Origin of the sequence: Rhizobium sp. NZLR1b, from assembly GCF_019685155.1 — a bacterium.
In the GTDB taxonomy this organism is placed as follows: Bacteria; Pseudomonadota; Alphaproteobacteria; order Rhizobiales; family Rhizobiaceae; genus Rhizobium.
Map to the genome: position 1 here is coordinate 1 of NZ_JABDWC010000013.1, position 14,257 is coordinate 14,257.

At 62.2% G+C, this 14,257-nt stretch carries 12 protein-coding genes and 1 pseudogene; 7 read left to right on the top strand and 6 right to left on the bottom strand.

Features of this window, described 5'->3' with window-relative positions:
* Window positions 1-134: pseudogene (locus tag HJB84_RS18740) on the top strand (sugar ABC transporter ATP-binding protein); the annotation flags it as partial.
* 7 nt (window positions 135-141) lie between these two features.
* Here HJB84_RS18740 and HJB84_RS18745 read toward each other — a convergent pair.
* The 3 genes from HJB84_RS18745 to HJB84_RS18755 all read right to left on the bottom strand — a co-directional run bounded on the left by HJB84_RS18745 (window position 142) and on the right by HJB84_RS18755 (window position 4,667).
* Complete coding sequence (locus HJB84_RS18745; RefSeq protein ID WP_207581915.1) at window positions 142-2,388, bottom strand: glycoside hydrolase family 2 TIM barrel-domain containing protein; 2,247 nt, start codon at window positions 2,386-2,388, stop codon at window positions 142-144.
* 263 nt (window positions 2,389-2,651) lie between these two features.
* Window positions 2,652-3,650: a LacI family DNA-binding transcriptional regulator gene (locus HJB84_RS18750; protein ID WP_207581914.1), complete on the bottom strand. Its 999-nt coding sequence runs from the start codon at window positions 3,648-3,650 to the stop codon at window positions 2,652-2,654.
* A 9-nt stretch (window positions 3,651-3,659) separates the two neighbouring features.
* Window positions 3,660-4,667, bottom strand: coding sequence for a Gfo/Idh/MocA family protein (locus HJB84_RS18755; protein WP_207581913.1), 1,008 nt, complete (start codon window positions 4,665-4,667; stop codon window positions 3,660-3,662).
* Window positions 4,668-4,869: 202 nt separating this feature from the next.
* On the opposite strand from HJB84_RS18755, the gene HJB84_RS18760 reads away from it, so the two are divergent.
* The 5 genes from HJB84_RS18760 to HJB84_RS18780 all read left to right on the top strand — a co-directional run bounded on the left by HJB84_RS18760 (window position 4,870) and on the right by HJB84_RS18780 (window position 9,954).
* Window positions 4,870-6,162 carry an ABC transporter substrate-binding protein gene (locus tag HJB84_RS18760; protein WP_221116577.1) on the top strand — a complete coding sequence of 431 codons (1,293 nt, stop codon included), beginning with the start codon at window positions 4,870-4,872 and terminating at the stop codon, window positions 6,160-6,162.
* A 120-nt stretch (window positions 6,163-6,282) separates the two neighbouring features.
* On the top strand, window positions 6,283-7,170 hold the full coding sequence (locus tag HJB84_RS18765; protein ID WP_221116578.1) for a carbohydrate ABC transporter permease: 888 nt from the start codon (window positions 6,283-6,285) through the stop codon (window positions 7,168-7,170).
* A gap of 1 nt (window position 7,171) precedes the next feature.
* Window positions 7,172-8,083: a carbohydrate ABC transporter permease gene (locus HJB84_RS18770; RefSeq protein WP_207581910.1), complete on the top strand. Its 912-nt coding sequence runs from the start codon at window positions 7,172-7,174 to the stop codon at window positions 8,081-8,083.
* Between the two features lie 19 nt (window positions 8,084-8,102).
* Window positions 8,103-9,185 carry an ABC transporter ATP-binding protein gene (locus HJB84_RS18775; protein WP_207581909.1) on the top strand — a complete coding sequence of 361 codons (1,083 nt, stop codon included), beginning with the start codon at window positions 8,103-8,105 and terminating at the stop codon, window positions 9,183-9,185.
* Between the two features lie 19 nt (window positions 9,186-9,204).
* Window positions 9,205-9,954 (top strand): ThuA domain-containing protein, encoded by a 750-nt coding sequence (locus HJB84_RS18780; protein WP_207581908.1) that lies wholly within the window; start codon window positions 9,205-9,207, stop codon window positions 9,952-9,954.
* A 38-nt stretch (window positions 9,955-9,992) separates the two neighbouring features.
* On the opposite strand, the gene HJB84_RS18785 is transcribed toward HJB84_RS18780, so the two are convergent.
* The 3 genes from HJB84_RS18785 to HJB84_RS18795 form a co-directional block, all read right to left on the bottom strand.
* Window positions 9,993-10,904, bottom strand: a complete 912-nt coding sequence (locus tag HJB84_RS18785; RefSeq protein WP_207581907.1) for an SMP-30/gluconolactonase/LRE family protein — start codon at window positions 10,902-10,904, stop codon at window positions 9,993-9,995.
* 94 nt (window positions 10,905-10,998) lie between these two features.
* A complete protein-coding gene (locus HJB84_RS18790; protein WP_221116579.1) occupies window positions 10,999-11,820 on the bottom strand; it encodes an SDR family oxidoreductase in 822 nt (273 codons plus the stop codon).
* A 92-nt stretch (window positions 11,821-11,912) separates the two neighbouring features.
* A complete protein-coding gene (locus tag HJB84_RS18795) occupies window positions 11,913-13,100 on the bottom strand; it encodes a phytanoyl-CoA dioxygenase family protein (protein WP_221116580.1) in 1,188 nt (395 codons plus the stop codon).
* Window positions 13,101-13,192: 92 nt separating this feature from the next.
* Here HJB84_RS18795 and HJB84_RS18800 point away from each other — a divergent pair, with 92 nt between their 5' ends.
* Entirely contained in the window at window positions 13,193-14,218 is a 1,026-nt protein-coding gene (locus HJB84_RS18800) for a LacI family DNA-binding transcriptional regulator (protein WP_207581904.1), read from the top strand.
* The last annotated feature ends 39 nt before the right edge of the window (window positions 14,219-14,257 follow it).

Sequence of the window (14,257 nt, forward strand, 5' to 3'; positions counted from 1 at the left end):
AGCTCGGCGGCAAATCCGTCGTCGCCCGCCTGCGCGCCGATGCCGGCATCGCTCCGGGACAGACAACTCGCCTTGCCTTCAATCTCGACAAGGCCGTGTTCTTCGATCCGGACAGCCAGGTGCGGATCGGGTGATCAGTCGTCAGGCCGCGGCCGTCACGCTGAAGGTTACCGGCTCGAAACGCGAGGAGACCGCTTCGACGGTGATCTCGCCCACCATCCCGGTCGCCTCCAGCCAGAAGCCGGCGGTGCCGCCCTGCAGCGGCACATTGGCCGGGCCGACGACCCTTGCAGGTCCATGCACCTTCAGCGAAATCGTGTCGTTCATGAAGGGCAGGCGCTGGCCGCACTGGTCCAGTGCGCGGATGATGACGCGGGTGCTGTCGCGTTCGCGGGCTTTCAGCGTCGAGCTGTCGGCGACGATTTCCAGCGTGGTCGGCAAGGGATCGGCCGCCAGCGTCAGGCTGGCCACCGGCTCGCCGGCGATATAGCCGGTCAAGGTGCCGTCGATCCATTCGAGACCCCAGGTGCCGAGTTCATCCGTGGTGAAGTGCCGATGGTCGAGCACGACGGGCGGATGCGGCAGATGCGGATAGTTTTCGCGGTCCGGACCGATGCGCTTGCTGAGCACGCCGTATTGCAGCTCCACCTCGTCGCAATTGGTCAGGATGATCAGCGGCAGCACGCCGCCGATATTGCGTTCGCCGCGCGCCCAGAAGGTCGCCGGCTTCATGACGATCTCTTCGGACGGGTCGCACTGGCTGATATAGGCATAGGCGGCGAATTTCGGCTCGCGGAACATGTCCATGACGCCGTGATAGCAGATGCGGTCGCCGGAGCCGAAATCCTTGTGGGTGTTGTAATCGAACATGCACCAGCCGATGGCGCCGGAGATATCCGGATCGCCATAGGCGGCGTTCAGAACGTCGAGGTGGCGGCGCACATGCTCGGCCTGGCGCTGCTCCTGGTCATAGATCTTCGTCGGGTGCATGTGGCCGTTGAACTCGGTGATGAGGTACGGCACCTTGCGGGACAGGCCGGTATTTTCCTCCTGGCCGCGCAATGCAGTGCGCGGGCGGTTGGCGCCCGGCAGTTCCTCGTTACCGAGGATGAAGTCGTTCATCGTATAGACGTCCTCGAGCAGCTCGCTCTCGGTGATATAACGCACGCCGCCGGTCTGGCGGGTGCTGTCGAGTTCACGGGCGAGCCGGTTGGTCTCGGCGTAGAAATCGTGATCATCCTGCGATTCGTTGATGCGCACACCCCAGATGATGATCGAGGGATGGTTCCAGTCGCGCTCTATCATGCGGCGGACGTTCTCGATCGATTCCTTCTGCCAGTCGGCATCGCCGATATGCTGCCAGCCGGGGATCTCCTCGAAAACCAGCAGGCCGATCGCATCGCAGCGGTCGAGGAACCATTTCGATTGCGGATAATGCGAGGTGCGGACGATATTGCATTTCAGCACCGACTTCATGATGTCGGCGTCGCGCTCCTGGGCCGACCGGCCGGCGGCATAACCGACATAGGGGAAGGCCTGGTGGCGGTTGAGGCCGCGCAGTTTCAGCGGCTTGCCGTTTAAGAGGAAACCTTCCGGGGTGAATTCGGCGGTGCGGAAGCCGAAGCGGGTGGAGAGACGGTCGGAGCCGTGCTCGGTCCTCAGTTCGACGGTGACCTCGTAGAGCGTGGGATCGGTAATGTCCCAGAGGGCGATGCCGGTGAGACCGCCGAAGGAAAGCCTGGTGCGGTCGCCGATCGTTTCGGTTGCTGCGGTGGCGATCACCGCGCCGTCTGCCTGCTTCAACGTGGCGGTGACGGTCGCCGAGAAGCTGCGCTCCTCGGGATTGGCGATATCGACGCGGATGGTTGCCGACTTCTCCGAGGCGAGAACGTCTGTGGTTTCGATCTTGAGATTGCGAATCGAGACGGGGTCGGTGACTTTCAGCCAGACGTCGCGATAGATGCCGGCATAGGTGAGATAATCGATGCGGCCGCCAAACGGCGGGATGGCAGGGTTTTCGCTGCCGTCGATCTTGACGGTCACGAGGTTCTTCCCCTTGAGGAGCTTGCCGGTGAGGCGTGCCTCGAAGGGAGTGTAACCGTCCTTGTGGGCGATGATTTCTTCGCCGTTCAAATAGACAACGCTGTCTGCCATGGCGGCGTCGAAAACGAGCGAGACCTCGCGGCCCTCGAATTCAGGCAGCCAGCGCAGCACCTTCTGATAGGTGAAGGCGCGCTGATAGCTGGTCTCGTCGAAGTAGTTGAAGGGCAATTCGACGGCGGTATGGGGCAGGCTGACCGACCTGGCGGCATCGAAGTTTTCGAGCAGGCGCTGGCCGAAGCCCTCGTGGAAACTCCAGCCTTCGTTGAAGGAAACGACGGACCGCATCTCAGGCTCTCCCGGTCATGGCTTCGGGAGCGGCGCGGCGCCTTTCGGCGCGTGAAAATCGGGTCATCGGCTATTCCTCCGTGATGCAATAAGGTGCGAGCCAAATTAAAGAATTAGAGCATGATGTTGTCCGAAAACCGCTCACACTTTTCGGCATCATGCTCTGAAGCGAGTCACATCGAATCTCTTTCATGCGACGCGCTTTAGCTTTTTTCATGCCTGTCGTCATCCTGAACCGCTTCACGCTCGGCTACGAACATGCATCAGGCGGTCGAGCCCCAGCGCGCGGTGCAGGTGAGCGTGATGTTGTGCGGGCCTTCGATCTCGGCGTCATGGCGTTCGATCAATTCGACGACGGCATCGATGAAGGCGATGTGGTCGAGGCTCAGCGTGGTGAGGTCATTGCAATCCCAGGCGGCCATGGCGATGCCATCCTGGCCGACGATGGCAATATCGTCCGGCGTGTTTCTGCCGAGCACGCGGCGGGCGGCATCACGTGCGCCGATCGCCATGACGTCGTTGCCGCAGATGATGGCGTCGACCTTGTCACGGTGCAGCAGCAGCACCGCTTCCTTGAAGCCGGAATCATAGGAATAGTCGCCAAAGGCCTGCGCCTCGAAGGCCAGGCCGCGCTTAGCCAGCGCATCGGCAAACCACTTGCGCCTGAGCTTGTCGATCCAGCTTGAAGTGGTACCGGCGAGGTAGGCGAAGCGCTTCTTGCCGTCGCGGACAATCTTGTCGATGATCTCGTCGGCGGCCGCAGAGCCATCGATGCGGATGCTGGAGACATTCTCGTTTTCGAGCGGCTCGAAGGAGACGATGATCGGCTTGGTCGTGTGGAAGATATCGACGGCGTCCTGCATCGATACCATGTCGGAGAAGACGACGACGTGATCGACCTGATAGGTGGAGGCAAGACGCATCAGTTGCAGCCGGTCGGCGTGGTCGGCGCAGCAAAGAATGATCGGCAGCAATTGCCGTGCCTGTAGGCGGTGGACGAGAAGCTGCTGCTCCTCCGCCTCGCATGGGTTGCCGATCGCATTGACGACCAGGGCAACCAGACGCGAGCGCTGGTTGTTCAGCGAGCGGGCGATCGCATTCGGCTGGTAGCCATGTTCACGGGCGACGGCGAGGATGCGGTCCCGGGTGGCGCTGCCGATACGCGAATCCGGCGAGAAGGCGCGGGAAACGGTGGCGGAGGAGACGCCGGCGAGCTTTGCCAGTTCCTTCGAGGTGATCCGCCGTCTGTTCATTCCGCTCATCTTCAGCGCCTATCGGGCGGCGATCCTGACGGAAGCGCCGTCGGCCGCTGCCGATTCCTTAATTGCATCCCATAGCCTAGCGAATCTGAGGCCCATTTCAACGGAGCCGGAGTTTTCCATCTTTCCCTCGCGAATGGCGAGGAAATTCTTCATCGGATTGCCGAGAATCTCGGCCTCCTCGCGCGGCTCGGCTTTGCTGCCGACACTGATCTCGCGCCAGCCGCCCCAGGCGTCGATGCGTACGATCGCCTTCGAATAGAAGAAGGTGATGTAGGAAGCGCAGCCGGGAGGGCCTTCGCCAGCGGCGGTCAGTGTCGCCAGCGCGCCGTTCTTCAGCCGGGCGGAGACGGCGGTGGCGATATCCACCTGTCTGCCATGGTTGTTCATGTAGGCCGACACGCTGTCGAAATCTGAATTGGCCAGCAGGCAGACGGTGTTCATCATGTGGGCGCCGGTATCGAACATGAAGCCGCCGCCCGATATGGCAGGCTGCTGCTTCCAATGGCCGTGATAGTTGGACGACCAGCTTTCCCAGATCATGCCCGATATGGCGATCAGCGCGCCGAATTCGCCAGCGAGAGCTCGCCGGCGGGTGTCCAGTACCAGCGGCGACAGGCCGCCCTGGAAGGCGGTGACGATGGTGACGCCGCTTTTCCTCTGGGCGGCGATCAGCCTCTCGGCCTCGGCGACCGTCGTCACCATCGGTTTTTCCAGGAAGAGGTCGAGGCCGGCCTCGGCGACGGCGGTTGCCTGTTCGGCGTGGAAGGCATGCGGGGTGGAGACGTAGATAATGTCGAGTTCACCGCGGCACTCGGCGAGCATCGGGCGATAGTCCTCGAAGCTCTTTGGCTCGGATGTGCCGGCGGCGAGACAGACGTCGATCAGGCGCTGACGCGAAGCCGCCGTGGTGTCGGCGAGCGCTGCAAATTCGATCTCCGGCATCCTCACCCAGCTCTCGGCATACTCCGCCGCCTTCAAGCCGGCGCCAATGACGCCGAGGCGTAGTTTCTCAGACATGAAATTCCTCCTCGGATGCATTGTGCACACGATTACACAAGTAATGCAGTTATCGCAAGACTTATAATAGTATGTAGAATCAATGAATTAACTTTTACGCTCGAGTCTTTTCAAAAACGCCTTGCGACTCATTGGAATACGTGTACATTTTCACAGCCGGTGCTGGAGGGCGCCGTGTGTCTGAAAGAGGGAGGATTTTTCGTTGAAGAAAACGGTTCTTGGTGGCCTGTGGGCCATTTTGCTCAGCGCGGTTTCGACCCTGGCGCAGGCTGAGACAATCCGAATTGCAAATCATGGTCAGGCCGGCATCGATGCGATGAAATCGACGGTCGAGCGGATCGAAAAGAAATATGGGGTGACCGTCGAGGTCATCGAATATCCGGCGCCCGACAAGGACTACCTGACCAAGCTGCTGACGGAGCTCGGCGCCGGCAACGCGCCCGACCTGTTCTCTATCCCGACGACGGCGGCCGTCGCCGACATGGTCGAAGCCGGCTACCTCACGCCTGTTACCAAGGCGTTCAAGGCCTGGGACGGCTATGCCAACCTCTATGACGTCGCCAAGGAGCTTGCCGTCAGCCCCGATGGCGAAACCTATGTGATGCCGTTCATGCTCGGTATCCAGGAAATCTATTACCGCAAGGACGTTCTCGAAAAGGCCGGTATTTCAACCGAACAGCCGAAGACCTGGCAGGAGCTTCTCGACCGCGCCGCCGAGATCAAGCAGAAGACCGGTGCCTACGGCCTGCTCTTCCCGGCCGGCGTCTCCTGGGGAAGCGGCGCTTTCGACGAAGGCTTCCAGCACCTGCTCGTCGGCTCGAAGACGCCGCAGCTGGTCGATGCCGACGGCAAGCTCGATCTCAATGGCGAAGGCATCAAGGATGTCTTCAACGTCTACAAGCAGCTGATCGATAAGGATCTGATGCCGACGCAGCCGCTGCTCGGACCGGAACCCTGGGTCGTGCCGAAGTACCAGATGTTCCCGGCCGGCAAGCTTGCCGCGACCACCTGCGGTTCCTGGTGCTACATTTTCGACTGGGGCCGCGAAAGCAAGAACCCGATCCCCGAGGTGACCAAGGTTGTGGGAACCTGGACGGTGCCGGGCCAGAGCAGTGGCCAGTATGTGCTCGCCAACCTCGCCGCGCCGTGGGCCGTCAATTCCAAGTCGGCCAATACCGAACTGGCAATCAAAGCGCTAATGGAGATCGGCTCGATCGAGACGCAGGTTTCCTATGCCGCCCGCATCGGCAACATTCCGGCCAGCAAGGATGCGGCCAAGAATGCCGACTTCCAGAAGCTGACGGAACTGGTTCCGATCCATGCAGCGGCCGGAAACGGCGTCTTCCTGAAGCAGGCCTCCGGTTTCGGCACGGTCTCTGAAGGTGTCGCGCGCGCCACCGAAGCATTGCTGCGCAAGGAAACCGATGCCGCCGGCGCCCAGAAGATCCTTGTCGACTACGTCAAGGAAACCCTCGGCGACGACATGGTCAAATAAGCTGGCCTTTTTACCTCGGGAGCGGGGACGCGGCGTCATCGCCCGCGTCTTCCCGCGTTCATTCGATAGACCGGTTCATACGACAAGGCCGGATTCACATGACAAGGTTTGTGAGCTTCCATGGCCCGAAACTCTCATGAAAGGCGCGCTGAGCGGCAATGGCTGCTGATCCTGCTGCCCTCGCTGGTGCTGCTTCTGGCCTTCGTCATCTACCCGGCCATCTATTCCATCTATCTGAGCTTCACCAACGAGGCGTTGACCGGGGCGGCAGCACTTCGGCCTCGCTTCGTCGGGCTCCGCAACTATACCAGGCTGTTCAACGACGCGAAATTCTGGAACTCCCTGTTCGTCACCTTCGTCTTCGTCATTGGTTCCGCAGTGGTCGGCCAGTTTGCGCTCGGCCTGATTTCGGCAATCGCGTTGCGCCGGCCGATCCGTTTCCGGCGGGTGTTCTCGTCGATCATCCTGCTGCCGAATGCCGCCCCCGAAGTGGTCGCCGGCTTCATGTGGATATCGATGCTGGCGGGTGGCGACAATGCAACGCTCAGCCGCATCGTCAGCGTCTTCGGCATCACGCCGGCCGACTGGCTGCAGGTCTTCCCGCTTTCGATGATCATCATCGTCAACACCTGGCGCGGCATCGCCACGGCAATGATCCTGCTGACCGCGGGCCTCAGCACCATTCCGGCCGAAATCTACGAGGCGGCGCGCATGGACGGCGCCACGCCGTCGCAGATGTTCCGCCGCATTACCCTGCCGCTGATGATGCCGACGATCCTGCTCTACATGCTGATCTCGGCCGTTTCCACTATCGCCGTCTTCGGCCTCGTCTACGCGCTGACGCGCGGCGGACCCGGCGGCGCCACCGAGGTCGTCAGCATTTACATCTACAACCAGTCCTTCACGTCGTTCCAGCTGGGATATGGCGCCGCAGTCGCGGTCGTTGCGCTCGTCATCTCGCTGGTTCTCGGCATTGCCTATGTCCGGGCGATGAAAGTGGAGGTCTGACATGGCCGTCGTTTCCCCAAGCGAGACCGCCAACAAGGGCCGCTCCGACCTCATCGCCTATGCGACGCTGTCGCTGATCTCGATCTTCTGCGCCGTGCCCTTCTTCTGGGTACTGCTCGCCTCGCTCGACGGCAATGCGCAGCTCTTCCTGCATTGGCCGGAGCAATGGACGTTCGCCAACTACGTGAAGGTCTTCACCAAGGAGGATGGGGCGAAGTGGCTGTTCAATTCGCTCTTCGTGGTCGGCGGTGCGACGCTGCTCGTCATGGTGCTTTCCGGGCTCGGCGGTTATGCGCTGTCGCGCACCCGGGCCTGGTGGAAGCTGCCCTTCCTCTATGCGATCCTGCTCATCCGCGTGCTGCCCCCGACCGCACTCGTCGTGCCGCTCTACAAGTTCCTGCTGACGCTGAACAATGCGGAAGCGGCAGTCCTCAGGCCAATCTTCGGCAGCTATGCCCGCGACATCATGCGCTGGACCGGCTTCATCGACGGTTATCTCGGGCTGATCCTGGTGCTGGCGACGATGCAATTGCCGCTGGCGCTCTGGATCATGAAGACTTTCTTCGACGGCTTGCCGCGGGATTACGAGGAGGCGGCGCTAATGGACGGGGCAACACTGATCCAGCGTATCCGCCGGGTGCTGATCCCGCTGGCGCTGCCGGGGCTGGCTGCGGCCGGGCTGTTCGCTTTCATGTCGGCCTGGGGCGATTTTCTGCTGCCGCTGATCTTCCTGTCGTCGCCGGAGCTGCAGACGCTGCCGCTCGGTCTCTTCCGCGCCTTCCTGCGTATCAACGAGATCGACTACGGACTGCTGACGGCGCTGGCATTCATCTACCTGCTGCCTGCCGTCATCGCCTTCAGCTTTGCCCGGCGCTTCCTCGTCCAGACATTTTCGGGCGGCGTGAAGGGCTGAGATCCAGAAAGAGAAACGGATGATCAATCTCAGAAACGTTCGCAAATTCTACGGCGCGCTCGAGGTCATCAAAGGCGTCGACATCACCGTTGAGGACGGCGAATTCGCCGTCTTCGTCGGCCCCTCCGGCTGCGGCAAGTCGACGCTGCTGCGGATGATCGCCGGCCTCGAAGGCATCGACGAGGGCGACCTCATCCTTAACGGCAAGCGCATCAACGACGTGCCGCCCGACAAGCGCGGCATCGCCATGGTGTTCCAGTCCTATGCGCTCTATCCGCATATGAGCGTTGCCGAAAATATTGGCTTCTCGCTCAGCCTGAAGAAGGTATCGGAGGCGGAGATCCGCCGGCAGGTGGAGGGCGTCGCCGAGATCCTGCAACTCACCGACTATCTCGACCGGCGCCCGGCCGCCCTTTCCGGCGGCCAGCGCCAGCGCGTGGCGATCGGCCGCGCCATCATCAAGAAACCGGCGTTGATCCTGTTCGACGAGCCGCTGTCGAATCTCGATTCGGCGTTGCGCGTGCAGATGCGCGCCGAGCTGCAGCGGCTGCACCGCGAGCTGAAAGCAACCGTCGTCTACGTCACCCACGACCAGGTGGAGGCGATGACGATGGCGGACCGCATCGTCGTGCTGAACAAGGGCCTGGTGGCACAGGAGGGGGCGCCGATGTCACTCTACCATCAGCCGCAGAATGAATTCGTCGCGACCTTCATCGGCTCGCCGAAGATGAACGTCATTCCGGTCACGGCGACGCGGGCTTCGGCGGGTGTCCTGCATCTCGACAGCCCGATCGGGCTGTCGTTCGATCTTGCCGACACGGGTGGCGCGGTGCCGCAGGGCGAGGCCAGGCTCGGCATTCGGCCGGAGCATCTGAGGATTGCACCAGAGGGGCAGGGACATTTCACGGCCGATGTCGTCATCGTCGAGCGCTTGGGCGTCGAGACCTACATGACCGTCGGCTCGCCGCAGCAGCCGATCGTCGTGCGCGCCGAGGGCGATATCGCGGTGCGGCCGGGCGATCGCGTGTCGCTGGCAGCCGATCCTGCCGCTTGCCATCTGTTCGATTCCGCCGGCCGGGTCACCCGTTCGCCTTCCGTCTAAAAACAACACGAGGAATGCCATGACAATCAAGGTCACCATCTGGAACGAGGGGCGCCACGAGCAGCTCCACAGAGAAGTTCAGGAGATCTATCCCGATCGTATCGACGGCGCGATCGCCGCCGGCATCGCCCATACGGATTTCGAAATCCGACGCGGCACGCTGGATGATCCCGATGAAGGCCTGCCGGACAGTGTGCTCGATGATACCGACGTGCTGCTCTGGTGGGGGCACATGGCGCATGAGGAGGTGAGCGACGGGCTGATCGACCGCGTGCAGCAGCGCGTGCTGAAGGGCATGGGCCTGCTTGTGTTGCATTCCGGCCATCATTCCAAGCTGTTCCGCCGGCTGATGGGCACGAATGCCAACCTGTCCTGGCGCGAGACGCCTGATGGAGACCTGGAGCGTGTCTGGGTGGTCAATCCCTCACATCCGATCGCCGAGGGGCTGCCGCCCTATTTCGAGGTCAATGCCTCGGAGATGTATGGCGAGCCCTTCGACATTCCGCAGCCGGATGAACTGGTTTTCATCTCCTGGTATTCCGGCGGCGAGGTTTTTCGCAGCGGCTGCACCTTCCAGCGTGGGCGTGGGCGCATCTTCTTTTTCAGTCCCGGCCACGAGACTTATCCGATCTATCACGACAAGATCGTGCACAAGGTGATCTCGAACGGAATCCGCTGGGCGCAGCAGAAGCATCGCGACGGCCGAATCCTGGAAAACTGGCATCGTGCCGAGCCGCTGCACGGCAGGCCGGACGGGGTGAAGGCCTGATCTTATGCCATGGGCCGGCGCCGGCAGGGCGCCGGTGCCTACGGATATTGGGCGCCGTTGGTCTTCGTGTAGATCGAATAGACCGAGCGTGTCGCGGTGATGAAGAGCCGGTTTTTCTTGGGGCCGCCGAAGGTGAGGTTGGACACAGTCTGCGGCACCCTGATCTTGCCGAGCAGCGCACCATCGGGCGAAAAGCAGTGCACGCCGTCGCCGGCACTCGTCCACAGATTGCCGCTGAGATCGAAACGGAAGCCGTCGGGATGGCCGGCTTCGATGCTGCAGAAATAGCGGCTATTGGCGACCTTCCTGCCGTCAATGACGTCGAAAACTCTTACATGGCACGGCACTTCATGTTTTGCCGAACCGGAATCGGCAATATAGAGCTTCGTCTCGTCGGGCGAGAAGGCAAGGCCGTTCGGCTGGATGAAGTCCTCGACGACAGCCTCGATCGCGCCGCTTGCCGGGTCGATCCGGTAGACGTTGCGGGTTGGCTGCTCGGGCTCGCCCTTATGGCCCTCGTAGTCCGACAGGATGCCGTAGGTCGGGTCGGTGAACCAGACGCCGCCATCGGAATGCACGACGACGTCGTTCGGCGAGTTCAGCCGCCTGCCCTTGTAGCTGTCGGCGAGAACGGTGATGCTGCCGTCCGTCTCGGTGCGGGTGACGCGGCGGCGGCCATGTTCGCAGGAGACCAGCCGGCCCTGCCGGTCGCGGGTATTGCCGTTGACGTAGTTGGAGGGCGAGCGGAAGACCGAGACTGTCCCATCCGGTGTCCAGCGCATCATGCGTTCGTTCGGGATATCGCTCCACAGAAGGCAGTTGAGGTCGGAAAACCAGACCGGGCCTTCCGTCCAGCGGCAGCCGGAATAAAGCTCCTCGAGCGCGGCGCTGCCGATGACCAGAGCGCCGAAACGTTCATCGCGAATGTCGTAAAGCGGATTGTCGGCCACGCCAGTTTCCTCCTGAATGCTGTCGCCTTCTTCCTAGCTACAAACGCGGGCAGGTGCCAGAGCCCGCCAATTGAAATGCCGAGCGCTTGCTTCTTTAAAGCGCCGCGACCGGATGCGGCGAGCCGTCATAAGCACCCCAGATCGACTGGTCGAAGCAGATGACCGAGCCGGTCATCAGGCCGGATTCGGCCGATGACAGATAGGCGCAGGCGCGCGCCACCTCATGCGGGTCGACGAGGCGGCCGAAGGGCTGGCTTGCTGCCGCCTTCTCCAGCCAGTCGGCGGGCGCGTGGTGAAATTCGCGCTGGATCCGATCCTCACCCTCGGAAGCCATCCAGCCGATATTAAGGCCGTTGACGCGGATACGGTTGCGCAGCAGCGCATAGGCGGTGTTCTTCGTCAGCGTTTCCAGCGCACCCTTGGAGGCGCAATAGGCGGCGATGAAGGGCTGGCCCGCCTTGGCCGACATCGAGCCGATATTGACGATGGTGCCCTCGATCTTTTCGCGACGCATGACCTTCACCGCTTCCTGCATCAGGAAAAACGGCGCACGCACATTGACCGCGAACATGGCGTCGAAGAGTTCAGGGCTGGTATCGAGAATAGTGCCGCGGTCGGTGATGGCGGCGGCATTGACCAGCGCGTCGACACGGCCGAAGGCCTCATCGCAGGCACGCACGACATTCTGCGCATCCTCGACCTCGCCGAGATCAGCTCCGACGTAGAGGACCCTCACGCCCGTCGCAGCCGAAATCTCTGCGGCCTTCGCCGTGCCCTTGGCTTCGTTGCGGCCGCAAATGACGATGCCTTCCGCGCCGCGTTCGGCGAACAGACGGGCGATGGTCGCGCCCAACCCTTGCGTGCCGCCGGTGACGATAGCGATCTTGCCGTCGAGGCGGCCGTGATCCGTGCTCATGTGGTTCCTCCTTGGTGATGATATGCGAATGGCCTTCCGCGGGTGCGGGAGGCTCATATGTCAATGCGGATGAGCGGCTTTCAATTCCTTAGTCAGCTCAGCTTCTTCTGCGCTTGCTCGGCAAGTGCTGCCATAAAGGTTTGGTCGCTCCAGCCTTCCCCCAATGCCTCATGCATCAGCTGCGCCTGCGTTTTCGGCGCCAGGCCGCCGAGCGGCGGGTCGCGGTCGAGATTGGTCGGGAAGGAATAACCTTCGGCGCAGGCAGCGACGGCGTTGGTGATCTCATCGGGCGAAAGCCTGCCCTGCAAGGTCTTCAAGGCGGGAAAGAGCTTGGCGCTCATCCTCTGGCGGTTGACGGTTTCCATTGCCCGGCCGAAGGCGGAGGAGACCTGCAGCAGGTTGGCGACACGCTTGATGTCGGCGGAACGATTGGTGCCGGCAGCGTGGAAGAGGGCGGGGTTGAAGAAGACGACGTCGCCTTTTTCGAGCGGCAGCTGGACATGGTTGACCTCGAAATAATCCCGGAACTCTTGCCGCTTGAGGGCGAGATAGCCGGGCACATAGGTCTGGCTGTGCGGCAGAAACAGCGTCGGGCCGCTTTCGAGCGGCATGTCGCAATGGGCGACCGCGCCCTGGAGCGTCAGCACCGGCGAGAGCCGGTGTACATGCGCCGGAAACTGTTCGATCACCCCAGACGACTGGAAGCCGAGATGGTAGTCGCGATGCGCCGATTGGGCCGCGCCGCCCGGATTGACGCGGTTGACCTGCGCCGTCATCTGGTAGCTCGGGCCGAGCCAGGCTTCGCTTGTCAGTGCGACGATGGCATTGCCGTAATATTCGGCGAAATTCGCGGGATCGGCGAGGCAATGTTTCTCCAGCGAATTCCAGATGCGGTCGTTGGCGCCGGGCTTGGCGAAGTGATCGCCGCCGCCGGTCGAGCTGCGGTGCTGGTCCGCGATGATTTGGCCGAAGATGGTGCTGGCGCGGTCGATAATGCCGGTATCCTCGTAAGCATGCTTGAAGACGGCGACACCGGGACCCTCGCCAAAGGCCTCGCAGATCTCCGCCAGGACGGCGCGCCGGCCTTCCGGCGTTGCGACGGCCGCCATCACCTTGCGGCTGTCGTAGATCAGTACGTTTTTTTCGATCGCAGACGCCGTGGGGTAGTCGGCAAGCGCGGTGGTCTTTTCCGCCAGGCGGCGAAAATCGTCGAGATCGCAGCTGTCTTCGCTCAGCCAGACGCGGTCGGCGCGCAATTTCTGCGGGTTGTCGGTTTTCATAATGGCTCCTCCTCTTTCGATGAAGGCACTATACGCTGCGATGCCGGGTGATATAGATCAGCAATCCATCAAAAAACCATCAAGCGGATTCTATGGCCCACCTCTTCCTCGTCAAGGATATCGCCTTCCAGGCGGGGCTCAGCACCGCGACCGTCGACCGGGTGCTAAACGGCAGGCCGGGTGTGCGCCAACAGACGGCAATGCGAGTGAAGGCGGCGATCGCGGAGCTGGAGAAGCAGCAGGCGGGGGCGATGGGCAGCGGCCGTATGCTGGCCATCGATATCGTCATGGAGACTCCCCAGCGTTTCAGCGATGCGGTGCGCGCCGCCTTCGAGGCGGAGATAGCGGCCTTCCTGCCCGGCGTCTTTCGTTGCCGGTTCCACTTCGCCGAGGTGATGAAGCCGGCCGAGATGGCGCAGTTTGTCGATCGCATCCGGCTGCGCGGCACTGATGGTATCGTGCTCAAGGCGCCCGACGTCGCCGAAGTGGCCGCCGCCGTCGCGCGGGCGGATGCGGCCGGCATTCCGGTGGTGACGTTGGTGACTGATCTGCCGAATTCGGCGCGCATCGCCTATGCCGGCGCCGACAACCGGGCGGCCGGAGAGACCGCCGCCTATCTGATCGGCGAATTTCTCGGGACAAAAAGCGGCAAGGTGCTGGTGACGCTGTCCAGTGGACGCTTCCGCGGCGAAGAGGAGCGGGAAATCGGCTTTCGCCGCGTCCTCCGTGCTCATTATTCCGGCATCGGCATCACCGAAATCAGCGAGGGCCATGGCACCGATGCGGTGACGGGAACGCTCGCGGCGGCAGCTCTTGCGGCCGATCCCACGATTAACGCCGTCTATTCGATCGGCGGCGGCAACCGGGCGGTGCTGGCGGCCTTCGATGCGGCCGAGCGCCCGGTCTGCGTCTTCGTCGCCCACGATCTCGATGCTGATAATCGTGCGCTGCTTGCCGCGCGCCGGATCGGCTTCGTTTTGCATCATGATCTCAGAACCGATGCGCGTTCGGCTTTCAGGGCGATCATGAGCCGGGCGGCTTCACCGCGGCGGGCGGTCCCGGCCTCGCTTTCCTCCGTTGAAATCGTCACACCCTACAATATGCCCGCGGACGATTGAGGCAATTGGCTTCCTTCCATGCCGAAATCGGACTACAGC

What these genes read in the sequence shown, in the direction of transcription:
- HJB84_RS18745 (WP_207581915.1), bottom strand. Translation starts at nt 2,388, where the DNA reads ATGCGGTCCGTCGTTTCCTTCAACGAAGGCTGGAGTTTCCACGAGGGC.
- HJB84_RS18750 (WP_207581914.1), bottom strand. Translation starts at nt 3,650, where the DNA reads ATGAGCGGAATGAACAGACGGCGGATCACCTCGAAGGAACTGGCAAAG.
- HJB84_RS18755 (WP_207581913.1), bottom strand. Translation starts at nt 4,667, where the DNA reads ATGTCTGAGAAACTACGCCTCGGCGTCATTGGCGCCGGCTTGAAGGCG.
- HJB84_RS18765 (WP_221116578.1), top strand. Translation starts at nt 6,283, where the DNA reads ATGGCCCGAAACTCTCATGAAAGGCGCGCTGAGCGGCAATGGCTGCTG.
- HJB84_RS18770 (WP_207581910.1), top strand. Translation starts at nt 7,172, where the DNA reads ATGGCCGTCGTTTCCCCAAGCGAGACCGCCAACAAGGGCCGCTCCGAC.
- HJB84_RS18775 (WP_207581909.1), top strand. Translation starts at nt 8,103, where the DNA reads ATGATCAATCTCAGAAACGTTCGCAAATTCTACGGCGCGCTCGAGGTC.
- HJB84_RS18780 (WP_207581908.1), top strand. Translation starts at nt 9,205, where the DNA reads ATGACAATCAAGGTCACCATCTGGAACGAGGGGCGCCACGAGCAGCTC.
- HJB84_RS18790 (WP_221116579.1), bottom strand. Translation starts at nt 11,820, where the DNA reads ATGAGCACGGATCACGGCCGCCTCGACGGCAAGATCGCTATCGTCACC.
- HJB84_RS18795 (WP_221116580.1), bottom strand. Translation starts at nt 13,100, where the DNA reads ATGAAAACCGACAACCCGCAGAAATTGCGCGCCGACCGCGTCTGGCTG.
- HJB84_RS18800 (WP_207581904.1), top strand. Translation starts at nt 13,193, where the DNA reads ATGGCCCACCTCTTCCTCGTCAAGGATATCGCCTTCCAGGCGGGGCTC.